Annotated in this window: 11 protein-coding genes; 8 read left to right on the top strand and 3 right to left on the bottom strand. The window is 72.6% G+C overall.

Going from position 1 to position 13,815, the window contains the following annotated elements; all coding sequences use genetic code 11:
* Positions 1-75: 75 nt before the first annotated feature.
* Entirely contained in the window at positions 76-2,292 is a 2,217-nt protein-coding gene (locus tag ACWEGE_RS16940) for an ATP-binding protein (RefSeq protein WP_449661378.1), read from the bottom strand.
* Between the two features lie 203 nt (positions 2,293-2,495).
* Here ACWEGE_RS16940 and ACWEGE_RS16935 point away from each other — a divergent pair, with 203 nt between their 5' ends.
* The 5 genes from ACWEGE_RS16935 to hpxZ all read left to right on the top strand — a co-directional run bounded on the left by ACWEGE_RS16935 (position 2,496) and on the right by hpxZ (position 7,240).
* Positions 2,496-3,554, top strand: coding sequence for an FkbM family methyltransferase (locus ACWEGE_RS16935; RefSeq protein ID WP_449661377.1), 1,059 nt, complete (start codon positions 2,496-2,498; stop codon positions 3,552-3,554).
* A gap of 214 nt (positions 3,555-3,768) precedes the next feature.
* Positions 3,769-4,464: a biuret amidohydrolase gene (gene biuH / locus ACWEGE_RS16930; RefSeq protein WP_449661376.1), complete on the top strand. Its 696-nt coding sequence runs from the start codon at positions 3,769-3,771 to the stop codon at positions 4,462-4,464.
* Positions 4,465-4,490: 26 nt separating this feature from the next.
* Positions 4,491-5,183, top strand: a complete 693-nt coding sequence (locus tag ACWEGE_RS16925) for a cysteine hydrolase family protein (RefSeq protein ID WP_449661375.1) — start codon at positions 4,491-4,493, stop codon at positions 5,181-5,183.
* Between the two features lie 21 nt (positions 5,184-5,204).
* The gene (locus ACWEGE_RS16920) at positions 5,205-6,818 is read left to right on the top strand and encodes a regulator (protein ID WP_449661374.1); all 1,614 of its coding nucleotides are present in this window, start codon (positions 5,205-5,207) and stop codon (positions 6,816-6,818) included.
* Positions 6,815-7,240 carry an oxalurate catabolism protein HpxZ gene (hpxZ, locus tag ACWEGE_RS16915; RefSeq protein ID WP_449661373.1) on the top strand — a complete coding sequence of 142 codons (426 nt, stop codon included), beginning with the start codon at positions 6,815-6,817 and terminating at the stop codon, positions 7,238-7,240. Before ACWEGE_RS16920 ends, hpxZ begins: the two co-directional genes overlap by 4 nt.
* On the opposite strand, the gene ACWEGE_RS16910 is transcribed toward hpxZ, so the two are convergent.
* Positions 7,221-7,805, bottom strand: a complete 585-nt coding sequence (locus tag ACWEGE_RS16910; RefSeq protein ID WP_449661372.1) for a TetR family transcriptional regulator — start codon at positions 7,803-7,805, stop codon at positions 7,221-7,223. The two genes, hpxZ and ACWEGE_RS16910, sit on opposite strands and share 20 nt — an antisense overlap.
* Before the next feature lie 108 nt (positions 7,806-7,913).
* On the opposite strand from ACWEGE_RS16910, the gene ACWEGE_RS16905 reads away from it, so the two are divergent.
* Genes ACWEGE_RS16905 through ACWEGE_RS16895 form a run of 3 tightly spaced genes read left to right on the top strand, consistent with a single transcriptional unit; the run spans position 7,914 to position 11,075 of the window.
* Entirely contained in the window at positions 7,914-8,807 is an 894-nt protein-coding gene (locus ACWEGE_RS16905; RefSeq protein ID WP_449661371.1) for an SDR family oxidoreductase, read from the top strand.
* 43 nt (positions 8,808-8,850) lie between these two features.
* On the top strand, positions 8,851-9,537 hold the full coding sequence (locus ACWEGE_RS16900) for an LppX_LprAFG lipoprotein (RefSeq protein WP_449661370.1): 687 nt from the start codon (positions 8,851-8,853) through the stop codon (positions 9,535-9,537).
* Entirely contained in the window at positions 9,534-11,075 is a 1,542-nt protein-coding gene (locus ACWEGE_RS16895) for an MFS transporter (protein ID WP_449661369.1), read from the top strand. The genes ACWEGE_RS16900 and ACWEGE_RS16895 overlap by 4 nt, the downstream gene beginning before the upstream one ends.
* Here the strand turns inward: ACWEGE_RS16895 and ACWEGE_RS16890 are convergent, their stop codons facing one another.
* The gene (locus tag ACWEGE_RS16890; protein WP_449661368.1) at positions 11,076-13,811 is read right to left on the bottom strand and encodes a tetratricopeptide repeat protein; all 2,736 of its coding nucleotides are present in this window, start codon (positions 13,809-13,811) and stop codon (positions 11,076-11,078) included.
* Positions 13,812-13,815: the final 4 nt, after the last annotated feature.

Genomic DNA, 13,815 nt, shown 5'->3' with positions numbered 1-13,815 from the left:
GAACCCTAGGGAGCACCGCCCGGCCGGCTCCAGGACGAACCGGCGGAAAAGCCGGCAGAACCCGGTTCCCGCCGATCAGCGGTCCGCGGCCATCGCGGGGTGCGCGCGGACGCGGGCCTGGTCCGGCAGGCCGATGGGGAACGTCAGCGCCTCGCGGAAGAGCCGGGCGGCGCCGTCCGCGTCACCGCCGGCGGCGGCCGTCTCGCCGAGGGCGAGCAGCGCGAGCCCGGTCGCCTGGGCGTGTTCGGCCCGCCGGGCCAGCTCCAGCGCCCGCCGGCCGGTGGTGGTGGCCTCGTCCCAGCGGGCCAGGCCGGCCTGGGATTGGGCCAGCAGGGCCAGCGCGAACGCCTCCGAGCCCGGTTCGCCGAGCGCGGCGAACGTGGCGGCGGCCTCGGTCAGCAGGGTGGCCGCGCCGGCGTGGTCGCCGGTGTCGTTCCGCACGGCGCCGAGGTTGAGCTGAGCCACCGCGACACCGCGCCGGTCGCCCAGCTCGCGCTTGCGGCGCAGCGCGGCGGCGTGGTACTCGATCGCTTCGGCGTACGCGCCGCGGTCGTGCGCCAGCGCGCCCAGGTTGTTCAGCGCGATCGTCTCGCGGCGCGCGTCGCCCGTGGTCCTCGCCTGGTCCAGCACACCGGTGTACGCGGCCGCGGCGTCGTCGTACCGGCCCGCGAACTTGTGGGCGTTGCCGATCAGGGTCAGCGTCGCGGCCCGGCCGTCCGGGTCGGCGCCGAACGCCTCGGCGGCGGACGCGGCCAGTGCCAGCGCCGCCTCCGGGTCGCCGCTCTCGTTGGCGGTGACCGCGGCGCCGTGCCACGCCCACGCCCGGGCCTGCTCGGTGGGCGCGGCGCCGGCCGCCGCCGTGAGCATCCGCCGTCCCTCGGCGAAGCGGCCCCGGGCCACGTAGTGCTTGGTCAGTGCGCGCACGGTTTCCACGCACAGCAGGGCCGGCGCGGCGTCGACGGCCTGCTGGATCGCGGCCCGCACGTTGTCCTGCTCGTCGCCCAGCCGGGGATCGCCGTCGCGGACCAGGCGCAGGAAGTGCCCGGCGTGCGCGTTGCGGTCGTCCACGCTGGTGAGCTGGTCCTCGACGACCTCGCGGATGGTGTCCAGCATGCCGATCCGGGGTTCGCCTGCCCGTTCGGTGACGGTGACCAGGCTGTGCGCGGCCAGCGTCGTCAGCGAAAGCGGCGGTGCGCCCAGCACGGCCTCGACGTCGACCGGGTCGGCGCCGCCGGAGAACGCGCCCAGCAGGCCGAACAGCCGCCGGTCGGGATCGGTGAGCCCGCGCGTGCTCCATTCCACCGTGCGGCGCAGGCTCACGTGCCGGTCGGCCAGGTCCACCGCGTCGCCGTGCAGGTCGCGGACCTGGGCGAGCACCTGGGCCGGTGCCTGGGTGCGCAGCCGCGCGGCGGCCAGCTCCAGCGCGAGCGGCAGGCCGTCGAGACGGCGGCACAGCGCCGCGACCGCGACCGCGTTGTCCCCGGTGAGCGCGAACCCGGGCCGGACCGCGGCGGTGCGTTCGACCAGCAGCCGGACGGCCGCGTTGCCGGCCAGTGCCGCGGGGTCGTCACTGTCCGGAATGGACAGTGGAGCCAGCGGCCAGAGGTGCTCGCCCCGCAGCCGCACCGGCGACCGGCTGGTCACCAGGACAGTCAGCCCCGGGCACCCGGCCAGCAGCGTGGCCACGGTGGTGGCCGCCGCGGCCACGTGCTCGAAGCTGTCGAGCACCAGCAACCACCGCGCGTCGCCGATCAGCGCGGCCGGGTCGGGCGTCCGCAGGGACTCGGCCAGCGCCTGCGGGACGTCGTCGGCGTCCCGCAGGGCGCTCAGGTCGAGGCCGTGCACGGATTCGAACCGGCTCGCCGCCTTCCAGCCGACCTCGAGCGCGAGGCGGGTCTTGCCGACCCCGCCGGTGCCGGTGATCGTGACCAGCCGCACCGGCGGATCCCGGACCAGCCGGAGCACCGCGGCCAGATCGTCGGCCCGGCCGACGATCGAGGTGACCGGCGCGGGCAACGCCGGGCGGGCCGCGGTCCGCCTGCGACGGGTGTCCGGCGGCGGCGCCGTCCGGGCGCTGCGGGCGAACGCCTCCCGCTCCTCCGGCGTCAGGCCCAGCGCCCCGGTGAGCGCACGCAGGGTTTCGCGCTGCGGACGCCGGGTGGCGCCCCGCTCGATCTCCCCGATCGCGCGGACGCTGACCCCGCTCAGCTCCGCCAGCTGCTCCTGCGAGAGGCCGCGGCTGCTCCGCAGCCCTGCCAGCATCTCGGCCAACGCCGTCTGCCCCCGGTGCACCGCCACATGGTAAGGACGGCTGCGGAAGCGCCGCGGTTCGCTTCCGGGACACGTCACCGGCGAAGCCGGCCCTTGCCGGCCGAGCCGGTGCGGCGGCCGGACCCGCACGCGGACCGCCCGCCGCGCGGCCGTGGGACAGGGCGATGCCGGCGGCCGGCGGGCAACACCTAGGCTGGGGTTCTCGGTTTCGTCTTGGAGGTTTCGTGGAGCGGCTGGTGCCCGACGTCACGGGTTTCGACGCGGCGCCGGCCCGCCGGGTGCTGGCCACCGTTTCCTGCCCCGACGCGGACGACATCCCCAAGGTCCCGGACGGCGGGCGGTCCCGCGACCACGAAAGCGGGCGGGTGCAGGTCATGCACAACGGCCTGCTCGTCGAAGAAGGCGGCTACTACGGCGCTTGGATGACCGAAATCGTCCGCGCCCTGCGCGGCCACCACGAACCGCAGGAAGAACGCGTCTTCCACCGGGTCGTCGAGCGGCTCGCCGCCGACGGCGGCAGCCCGGCCATGATCGAATTCGGCAGCTTCTGGACCTATTACGGCCTCTGGTTCTGCCACACCATCCCCACCGGCCGCGTCGTCGCCCTGGAACCCGACCCCGCCTACCTCGGCGTCGGGCGCCGCAACGCCGCGCTGAACGGCTACACCGACCGCGTCCGCTTCGTCCACGCCGCGATCGGCGGTCACCCCGGTGAGCCGATGGAGTTCGAAGCCGAAAGCGACGGCCGGACCCACGTCGTCGCCCAGCACGATCTCGCCTCCCTGATGGCGGCCGCCGGCCTGCCGCGGGCCGACCTCGTGCTGGCCGACGTCCAAGGCGCCGAAACGATCCTGCTCGAACGCGCACGCGGCGACTTCGCGGCGGGCAAGGTGCGGTTCCTGATCGTCTCCACCCACCACCACACCATTTCCGGCGACCCGCTCACCCACCAGAACGCCCTGCGAACCCTGCTCGAGGCCGGCGCCCACCTCGTCGCCGAGCACACCGTCGGCGAATCCTTCAGCGGCGACGGCCTCATCGCGGTCTCCTTCGACCCGCGCGACAAGGACTTCACCGTCCCGGTCAGCCACGCCCGCTACCGCGAATCCCTCTTCGGCGAACTCGAACACGACCTCGCCGCCGCGCTTTCGGCGAGGATCGACGCCGACCACGCCTGGAAGTCCGCCGACGAGTACGCCAGGCACCTCGAGCGGGAACTGGCCCGGGTCACCGCCGAACACGACCGGCTACGCGCCGAGCGGACCGCCGCCTCCGACGGGTAGCCGAAGCAGGCTCGTGACCACATCGGACCGTGCGGCCCCGCGGCCTTTGCGGACGAGACTCCGAACGGCCCAGCCGCCTCCCGCCAACGGTGCAGGCCCACGGCTTTCTCCGAGCCGGCCGGTTCCGTTGGCCGGGCGGGAAAGCCAGGCTGGTAACTGAGACGTAACTCACCACGATCCCCCCCGGAAATCAAACGGCCGATACTCGACAGCCATGACCGCGCGGATAGGACCGGTTCCGGCAGATCCCTACCCCTGGCCCTACGACACCGTGGTGCCGGTCGAGAGGGTCGCCCTGCTGTGCATCGACTGGCAGACCGACTTCTGCGGACCCGGTGGCTACGTCGAGCGGATGGGCTACGACCTCGAACTCACCCGAGCGGGCCTGCCCGGCACGCAGAAACTCCTTGCCCACGCCCGAGAGATGGGCATGTTGGTGATTCACACCCGGGAAGGTCACCTGCCGGACCTGACCGACCTGCCGCCCAACAAGCGCTGGCGTTCGGCCCGGATCGGCGCGGAGATCGGCAGTGCGGGGCCGGCCGGGCGCATCCTGGTCCGCGGCGAACCGGGCTGGGAGATCGTCGACGAAGTCTCGCCCGCGCCCGGCGAGGTCGTGATCGACAAGCCGGGCAAGGGCGCGTTCTACGCCACCAACCTGGATCTGGTGTTGCGCGCCAACGCGATCAGCCACCTGATCCTGACCGGCATCACGACCGACGTGTGCGTGCACACCACGATGCGCGAGGCCAACGACCGCGGTCTGGAATGCCTGATCCTGTCCGACTGCACCGGCGCGACCGATCCGGGAAACCACGCGGCCGCGCTGAAGATGGTGACCATGCAGGGCGGCGTGTTCGGGGCCGTGGCCACTTCCGACGCCGTGATCGGGGCGATCACGACCGACTGATCGACGACGAAAGGGCCCGACAGCCGATGACCACTCCCCTCGCGGTCGACGCCGACCCCACATCGTTCCTGTTCGAGCCGACCACAACCGCCCTCCTCGTGATCGACATGCAGCGGGATTTCGTCGAGCCCGGCGGGTTCGGCGAATCGCTCGGCAACGACGTGAGCCGGCTGCGCGAGGTCGTCGCCCCGCTCCAGCGAACCCTCGCCGCGACGCGCGCCGCCGGCGTGCTGGTGATCCACACCCGCGAGGGGCATCTGCCCGACCTGTCCGACTGCCCGCCGGCCAAACTCCGACGCGGTCGCCCGTCGATGCGCATCGGCGATCCCGGTCCCGGGGGCCGCATCCTCATCCGGGGTGAACACGGCCACGGCATCATCGACGAGCTCGCGCCCGTCGACGGTGAACCGGTGATCGACAAGCCGGGCAAAGGCGCGTTCTACCACACCGAGCTCGCCGCGGTGCTGACCGCGGCAGGCATCACCTCCCTGGTGGTGACCGGCGTGACGACCGAGGTCTGCGTGCACACCACCGTCCGCGAAGCCAACGACCGCGGCTACGAATGCCTGGTGCTGTCGGACTGCGTCGGTTCGTACTTCCCCGAGTTCCAGGACGCCGGTCTGGCCATGATCTCCGCGCAGGGCGGCATCTTCGGGTGGGTCGCGCCGTCGTCCGCCTACCTCGCCGCGATTTCCGTTCTCGCCACCCCGGCCCGTTGAGCCCCGCGGAAGGAATCGGTCATGTCCCTCTTCACGCGCGCCCGAAGCCACCCCGATTCCGACGTCAAGTTGCCGTTGTGGGTCAGCGGTGACCTCAACGCGTTCTTCGGCCTCGGCTTCAACGTCCTGGTGAACGTCCTGGTGCTCACCGGATTGTGCCTTGGCGTCGCCAAGATCCCGTCCGGCGACGTGTACGGGGTGATCCTGCCGGCACTGGGCATCCAGCTGTTGATCGGCAACGTCTACTACACCTGGCTCGGCCGGCGCCTGGCCCACAAGGAGAACCGCACCGACGTCACCGCCATGCCCTACGGGCCCAGCGTGCCGCACATGTTCATCGTGACGTTCGTGATCATGCTGCCGGTGTACCTGCGCACGAACGATCCGGTCAAGGCGTGGCAGGCGGGCCTGGCGTGGTCGTTCATCATCGGGCTGATCGTGCTGGCCGGCGCGTTCGTCGGCCCCTACGTCCGGCGGTTCACGCCGCAGGCGGCGATGCTGGGCACGCTCGCCGGCATCTCCATCGCCTTCATTTCGATGCGCCCGGCCGGCCAGATGTGGGCGGCCGCGTGGATCGCGCTGCCGGTGTTCGCGTTGCTGCTCATCGGTTTCTTCGCCGGGGTGAAGCTGCCGTTCGGCATCCCGATCGGCCTGGCCGCGCTGGTGGTCGGCACCGCCATCGGCTGGATCGGCGGCTACATGCACCCCGCCGACGTGTCCGCGGCCGCGCACGACATCGTGACCGGCCTGCCGTCGTTCCGGTTCGACCTGCTGGGGCACGGCCTGGCCGAGATCGGCCCGCTGCTGGCCACCGCGATCCCGTTGGGCATCTACAACTTCACCGAGGGTATGACCAATGTGGAGAGTGCCGCGGCCGCGGGCGACAACTTCAACCTCCGCAGCGTGCTGCTGGCCGACGGCATCGGCGCGATCGTCGGTTCGGCGCTCGGCTCACCGTTCCCGCCGGCCGTCTACATCGGACATCCGGGGTGGAAGGAGGTCGGCGGCCGCACGGCGTACTCGATGCTGACCGGCGTCGTCATCGCGCTCCTGTGCTTCGGCGGCCTGTTCGGTCTGCTCAGCGCGCTGCTGCCGGTGCCGGCGATCGTGCCGATCCTGCTGTACATCGGCCTGCTGATCGGCGCGCAGGCGTTCCGGGTCGTGCCGCGGCCGCACGCGGTGGCGGTGGTCATGGCCATCATCCCGAACGTCGCGTCCTGGGCGACCGGCCAGATGGACAACGTGCTGTCGGCGGCGGGCACCAGCGCGGCCAAGGTCGGTGAACCCGCCCTGGAGAGCGCGGGCGTGGTCTACCAGGGCCTGCACCTGCTCGGCGACGGCGCCATCCTGGCCGGGCTGGTCCTCGGCGCGATCACCGCGTTCCTCATCGACAAGCAGTTCTGGTGGGCCGCCGGCTACGCGGCGGCCGGCGCGGTGCTGTCGTTCGTCGGGTTGATCCACGCCGAGCAGGTCGGCTGGAACGCCGGTGGCGGCCAGGTCGCGCTGGGCTACCTGTTCTTCGCCGTGGTGTGCGCGGTGTTCGCCCTGCTCCACCGCGATTCGACGGCCGGCGCCGAGCCGCAACCGGCCGCCTCGGACATGATCGAGGCGAAGCCCGCGGCCTCCGCCTCGTGAACCCCACCGACCGGGTCGCCGAGCTCGGGACCACCGGCCCCGTCGTCGACGACCCGGCCGTGCACGCCGAGGTCTCGGCGGCCTTCGCGCGCTACGAAGCCGCACTGGTGGCCGGCGACCACGCCGTGCTGGACGAGTCGTTCTGGGCCAGCCCGGCCACCGTCCGGTTCGGCATCGCCGACCACCAGCGGGGCATCGACGAACTGCGCGCGTGGCGCGCCACCCAGGGACCGCTCGACGGCCGGGAAACCCGGAACACCCGGATCACTACCTTCGGCGCCGGCACCGCCGTGGTGACCACCCTCTTCCGCTACCCCGGCCGGCCGGTCGTGGGCCGCCAGAGCCAGACGTGGGTCCGGATGCCCGAGGGCTGGCGGATCGTCAGTGCCCACGTTTCGGAGATCAGCACCGGGATCGGCTAGCCGCGGCGGTCAGGTTCAGCAGTTCGCGCAGCACCTCCGCGGCGATGTCGGCGAGAGAACGCTGCTCGTCTTCGCGGATCCACTGGGTGAACGCGATCGCGAACACGGTCGCGCCCGACTCCGCCGCCAGGGTGGCGGCCACGTCGTCGACGCCGCGGCGGCGCAGGGCGTCGGCGACCGTCGTGGCGATGCTGGCGAGCTTGTGCCGCTCACGCTCCCGCAGCGCCGGGTTCTGATCGATGACCGACTGCCGGGTCCGGGAGTGGGCCCGGCGCTCGTCCGGGAAAAAGGACGCCGAAGACCGCAGGGCGCCGGCGACGAGCTCGATCGGGGACGCCTCCGGCGGGGCCGCGTCGATGCCGGCGAGGAACGCGTCCACGAGCCGCTGCTGCCCGTGGAAGAGGACCTCGCGCTTGTCGCCGAAGTGCCGGAAGAAGGTGCGCTCGGTCAGGCCGACGGACTCGGCGATCTCCATGGTGGTCGTCTGCTCGAACCCGCGCGTGGCGAACAGCTCGAGAGCGGCCTTCTGAAGCCGCTCGGCGGCTCCGGGTTCCCAGCGCACCATGACGTCGAGTGTAGGTGATGACAGCGGCTGACTTGGCGCGTACGGTGATGTCTGTGACTGACGTCAGTCGCAGACATCACTACCGGCTTCACTCAGGGAGAGCGCGAAATGCACGTTTTCGTCACCGGGGCCTCCGGCTGGATCGGCTCGGCCGTCGTCGACGACCTGCTCGCCGCGGGCCACGAGGTCACCGGGCTGGCCCGGTCCGAAGCGTCCGCCGCCGTGTTGACGGCGAAGGGCGCCCACGTCCGCCGCGGCGACCTGGACGACCTGGCCGGCCTCCGCGCCGGCGCGAAAGACGCCGACGCCGTCATCCACCTCGCGAACAAGCACGACTTCGCCCACCCGGCCGTCTCGAACGCCGCCGAACGGGCCGCCGTCCAGACCATCGGCGAGACACTCACCGGCACCGGCCGCCCGTTCCTGCTCGCCTCCGGCATCGCCGCCCTCGCCAAGGGCCGGCCGGCCACCGAGGACGACGCCTCGCCGTTCCACGGCCCCGACTCGCCCCGTGGCGGAAGCGAGAACCTCGCGCTCGAGTTCGCCGGCCAAGGGGTGCACGCCGTCAGCCTGCGGTTCGCGCCGACCGTGCACGGCACCGGCGACCACGGGTTCATCGCGGTCCTGTCGGCGATCGCCCGCGAGAAGGGCGTTTCCGGCTACCCGGGCGACGGCACCAACCGCTGGGCCGCCGTGCACCGCACCGACGCGGCCCGGATGGTCACCCTCGGGCTCGAGAAGGCACCTGCGGGCGCTCGTCTGCACGCCGTCGCCGAAGAAGGCGTGCCGACCCGCGAAATCGCGCAGGCGATCGGGCGCGCGTTCGACCTGCCCGTCGCGTCGATCCCCGCCGACGACGTCCCGGCCCACTTCGGCTGGATCGGCGGGTTCTTCGGGATGGACCTCGCGGCGACCAGCGCCGCGACGCGGCAGCTGCTCGGCTGGACACCCGGCGGCCCGTCCCTCCTCGACGACCTCGCGGCCGGCGCGTACTCGGCATAGCCGCGGCGCCGGCGGGGGACGGCCGCTGAACTAGGGTGTGCGCATGATTCTGCGGCGTACCCTGCTCGCGGCGATGGCTTTGGGCGCGGCGATCGTCACCGGCTGTTCCTCGGGCTCGGGCGGTGGCGCGTCGCTGCCCGACGCCGTCGCCCTGCTCAAGGACAGCGCGTCGGCCACGGGCGCCGTCACCAGCACGCACTTCACGCTGAAGGTCAACGGCACCGTGCCGGGCCTGAGCGTGCACAGCGTCGACGGTGACCTGACCAAGGCCAACGGGGGCGGCGCGAAGGGCACCGGCACGCTGGAGCTGATGGGCCAGGTCGTCGACGCCCAGTTCGTCCTCGTGAACGGCTCGCTGTACCTCAAGGGGCCCACCGGCGGGTTCCAGCAGATCCCGGCCGCGCTGAGCTCCTCGATCTACGACCCGTCCGCGATCCTCGACCCGCAGCGCGGCATCCCGAAGGTGCTGTCCTCGGTACAGGGCCCGAAGACGGACGGGACGGAAGACGTCGGCGGCACGGCGACCTACCGCGTCACCGGGACGGTGCCGAGGGACGCGCTGGCCGCACTGGTGCCGGGGGTGTCCTCGGACGCGAACGCCACCTTCTGGCTCCGCCAGGACGGCGGCCACCTGCCGGTCAAGGCTGCGCTCGGGTTCCCGGGCAACGCGAGCGTGGACGTCACGCTGTCCGACGTGGACAAGCCGGTCACCGTGACCGCGCCGGCGTGACCGGGCCGTCCGGCTCGCCCGGCGGCCGCGCGCTCGCCGTCGGTGCCGGTGGTCTCGCCGTGCTGCTCGGCGCGCTGGACACCTACGTCGTCGTCGGCCTGCTCCGGCAGATCATCGACGACCTTGGCGTTCCGGTGAACCGGCTGGAGATCGTCACCCCGGTCATCACCGGCTACCTGCTCGGCTACGTGGCCGCGATGCCGCTGCTCGGCCAGTACTCCGACCGGTTCGGCCGCAAGCTGCTGCTGCAGGCCTGCCTCGGCGGTTTCCTCGCCGGGTCGGTGCTCACCGCGCTGGCCGGCACGGTGCCGCTCCTGGTCGTGGGCCGGGTCGTCCAGGGGACCGCCGGCGGCGCGCTGCTCCCGGTCACCCTCGCGCTGGCCGCGGATCTGTGGCCGGGGAACCGCCGCTCCGCCGTGTTGGGCGCCGTCGGCGCCGCGCAGGAGCTCGGCAGCGTCCTCGGGCCGCTCTACGGCATCGGGCTGGCCGCCGCGACCGGCTGGCGCGGCGTGTTCTGGGTCAACGTCCCGCTGACCGTGCTGGCCGCCGTCGCGGTGCAGGTTTCCGTGCGGGGCGGGAAACCCGCCGAGCGGCCGCGCGTCGACCTCGCCGGTGTCCTGCTGCTGGCCCTCACCCTCGCGTTGCTCGTCATCGGCCTGGACAACCCGAACCCGCGCGAGCAGGTGCTGCCGCCGTGGGGCGTGCCGTTCCTGATCGGCGCCGGGGTCAGCCTGGCCGCGTTCCTCTGGTGGGAGTCGCGCGCCGAAGTCCGGCTCGTCGACACGGCGAACGTGGCGATGCGGCCGTTCCTCACCGCACTCGGGACGAGCGTCGCCGCGGGGGCGGCGTTGATGATCACGCTGGTCGACGTCGACCTGTTCGCGCAGACACTGCTCGGCCGCGACGACGGCGGCAGTGTCGAGCTCCTGCTGCGGTTCCTGGTCGCGCTGCCGGCCGGCGCGCTGCTCGGTGGCCTGCTCGCCACGCGGATCGGCGAACGCTGGATCGCCGGCGCCGGCATGCTGGTCGCGGCCGGTGGCTACCTGCTGATGTCCCGCTGGCCCGCCGACGTCCTCACCGCCAGGTCCGTCCTGGGCCTGCCGCGCCTCGACGTCGACCTGGCCCTCGCCGGGCTGGGGCTCGGCCTGGTCATCGCCCCGCTGTCGACGGCCGCGCTGCGGGCCGTGCCGCGCGCCCAGCACGGCGTCGCGTCGGCCGCGGTCGTGGTCGCGCGGATGACCGGCATGCTGGTCGGCGTCGCCGCCGTGTCCGCATTCGGCCTGCACTACTTCCACACGCTGACCGCGTCGCTGAACCCGCCGATCCGGATCCTGTTCCCGTCCCAACCGGCCTACGACCAGGCCCTCGCCGGCTACCTCGGCGCGGTTCGCGAAGCGCTGCTGACGGAGTACCGCGCGATCTTCCTGATCACCGCCGTGGTCTGCCTGGCGGGCGCGGCCGTCGCCGTGTCCATCGGCGGCCGGACGTCCACGGCTGTCGTGCGCGGCGAGCCGGGCCGGTCGCCCGCGGCACCTTGATCAGACCGCGTGGTTCAGCCGGGCGCGGATCTCCGCGGTCTGCGGGGCGCCGAGTTCCTCGCAGATCGCCAGTGCCCGACGCCAGCAGTCGACCGCCGTGTCGAGGTCGCCGAGGATCTTCGCGATGTCACCGATGGAGGTCAGGCTCCTCGCTTCGCTCCAGCGGTCGCCGACCTCGCGCCACATCCCGAGCGCCTGCCGGTAGTGCTCCTCGGCCTTGTCGAGTTCGTCGAGGTCCTGGTAGGTGTCCCCGAGGCTTTTGAGGATCTGGGCTTCCCCGCCCGGGTCGCCACTGCCCCGTCGCAGGTGCAGCGCCTGCTGGAGGTAGTCGATCGCCTCGGCGTACCGTCCGAGACCGCGGCAGGCGTCGCCGAAGCAGTGCAGGGCCTGGCTTTCGCCGTATGGGCTGTCCACGGCGCGGAACAGGGTGAGCGCGTCCTGCGAACAGGCCAAGGCGTCGGCGAATCGCTCCAGCTCCCACAAGGCGATGCTCAGGCTGCCCAAGGTCCACGCCTCGGCGTAACGGTCGCCCAGTTCGCGCCAGACGCCGAGGGCGCGCTCGAAGCTGTCGATCGCATCGTCGTACCGGCGGAGGTTGCGGTACGCGATTCCCAGCCCGGCGAGCAGCCAGGCGTATCCGCTCCGGTCGGCCTGCCGCTCGGCCGCGGCGAGCCCGATGCGGTAGGCGATGATCCAGTCGACCCAGGGCGTCCGCAGGGTGAAGTAGCCCCACAACGCGGTCGGGAGCTGCCAAGCGATGTCCAGGTGCGACTCGGCCGAGGCCTGCCGGGTCGCGGCGACGAGGTTGAGGCGTTCCGCCTCGCACCACTGCCAGGCGCGCCCCTGGGTTTCGAAGGTCAGCGGACGGCAGCCGTCGGGTGGTTCGCCGAGCGGGGCGTGGCGCCGGCGCGGGGCGAGTTGACGGTCGGCGGCGTCGGCGGAATGCAGGTACCACGTCAGCAGCCGCAGTTTCGCGGCACCGCGGCCGGCTTCGGTTTCGTCCTCGCCGGCGCGTTCCGCGGCGTACAGCCGGAGCAGGTCGTGGAGGCGGTAGCGGTTGTGGCCGACCTCCTCCACGAGGTGCACGCTCGCGAGCGCGTCGAGGTTGCGCCGGGTGTGCTCGATGCTGAGGTTGGTCAGCGCCGCGGCAGCGGGGATCGAGATGTCCGGGCCGGAGTGCAGGCCGAGCAGGCGGAACACGTGGGAAACGGCCGGCGGGAGCGCCCGGTAGGACCAGGAGAACACGACGCGCACGGCCGTGCTCTCGTCGTCGTCCGCGGCCAGCAGGTCGAGCCGGTCGCGTTCGCCGGACAGCTGGCGAGCGAGTTCGGCCAGGGTGAGCCTGGGGTGCGCGGCGACGCGTTCGGCGGCGATGCGCAACGCGAGCGGGAGGTATGCGCAGGCGCGCGTGATCTCGGCCGCCGCGGCCCCCTCCTCCGCGACCCGGTCTTCGCCGACGATCTGCTCGAGGAGGGAGTACGCCTCCGTCGGGTGAAGCGGGTCGAGGGTCAAGCGGGCGGCGCCCTCGCGGGCGACCAGGCCGGACATCCGGTGGCGGCTGGTGATCAGCACCCGGCACGTGGCCGACCCGGGGAGCAGCGGGCGGACCTGCTCTGGGGTGGCGGCGTTGTCGAGGACGATCAGGACACGCCGGTCGGCCAGCAGTGAGCGGTAGAGCGCCGCCTGCCCCTCGAGGTCCGCCGGCATGTTCCGGGTGGTGACCCCCAGCGCTCTGAGCACCCGTTCCAGGACCTGCTCGAGCGGCGGGGGCGCGACCGGGTCGTAGCCGTGCAGATCGAGGTAGATGTCGCCGTCGGTGAACCGGCTTCTCACCGCGTGCGCCCAGTGCACGGCCAGCGCGGTCTTACCCATGCCGGCCGCGCCGACGATCAGGAACACCGTGGTTTGGCCGGGCCCGCTCGTCCCGGGCTCGACGAGCAACGAGTCGAGCTTCGCGATGTCGGCGAGGCGGCCGGTGTAGTGGGCGGTGCTCGCCGGGAGGTGCCGGGGTACGGGCAGCACCCGGGGTTCGGCGCCCGCTGCGGGACTCGGTTGTCCCACCGGGTCGGCGAGGTCGCTGTAGGGGTTGTCCGGCAGGGCGATCCACGCCGCAGTGACGGTCTCCTTGGCCGAGACAGTCACGTTTCGGTAGGTCTCGGGCCTGGCGGTGACGCTGTGCCGCACCACCTCGTCGAAGAACCAGCTCGACGTGATGAGTGCGAGGATGCCCCGCGACCCGGCCAGCGCGGCCCTCAGCTCGGCCGAGTTCACGAGGCGGAACGTCAGGTTCACCGACGCCGCCGTGACGCCGTGGTCGTCGTAGTTGATCTCTCCCGCGTGCACCGCGATCCGCAACCTGATGCGGGCTTCGGGCCCGTGCAGGTGGTTGTGCGCCGCGAGTGCGTCCACCACCAGGGCGGGAAGTGCCTCCACGAAGAGGCTTTTCGGCACTTCCGGCGGCGCGAGGACGAAGACGCCGTCACCGCGGTCCTCCGTTTCACAGGATTCCCACGGGATGCCGGCTTTGTCGAAGGAGGTCCGCAGGCAGCGGTAGAGCCCGCGCCGGACCGCGAGCTGGTGGTGGTTCGTCCGCTGCCACGCGCCGAACCCCTCGACGTCGACCACGACGATCGTGCGGTGCACCGCTGCCGTCGACTTCGCCATCACCACGTCCCCCGCCGGTTTCGCCGTCCCCCACGAGATCAGCGCCCGGACCATGATGAACTTGCTGCCCACCCCG

This window comes from Amycolatopsis sp. NPDC004747 (assembly GCF_053601335.1).
Note: the sequence above shows the minus strand (reverse complement) of the source record. Positions and strands in the feature narration are given on the sequence as shown.

Bases quoted from the DNA above. Each gene is read 5' to 3' on its own strand.
- ACWEGE_RS16900 (WP_449661370.1), top strand. From the start codon at position 8,851: ATGATTCTGCGGCGTACCCTGCTCGCGGCGATGGCTTTGGGCGCGGCG.
- biuH (WP_449661376.1), top strand. From the start codon at position 3,769: ATGACCGCGCGGATAGGACCGGTTCCGGCAGATCCCTACCCCTGGCCC.
- ACWEGE_RS16910 (WP_449661372.1), bottom strand. From the start codon at position 7,805: ATGGTGCGCTGGGAACCCGGAGCCGCCGAGCGGCTTCAGAAGGCCGCT.
- ACWEGE_RS16905 (WP_449661371.1), top strand. From the start codon at position 7,914: ATGCACGTTTTCGTCACCGGGGCCTCCGGCTGGATCGGCTCGGCCGTC.
- ACWEGE_RS16925 (WP_449661375.1), top strand. From the start codon at position 4,491: ATGACCACTCCCCTCGCGGTCGACGCCGACCCCACATCGTTCCTGTTC.
- ACWEGE_RS16920 (WP_449661374.1), top strand. From the start codon at position 5,205: ATGTCCCTCTTCACGCGCGCCCGAAGCCACCCCGATTCCGACGTCAAG.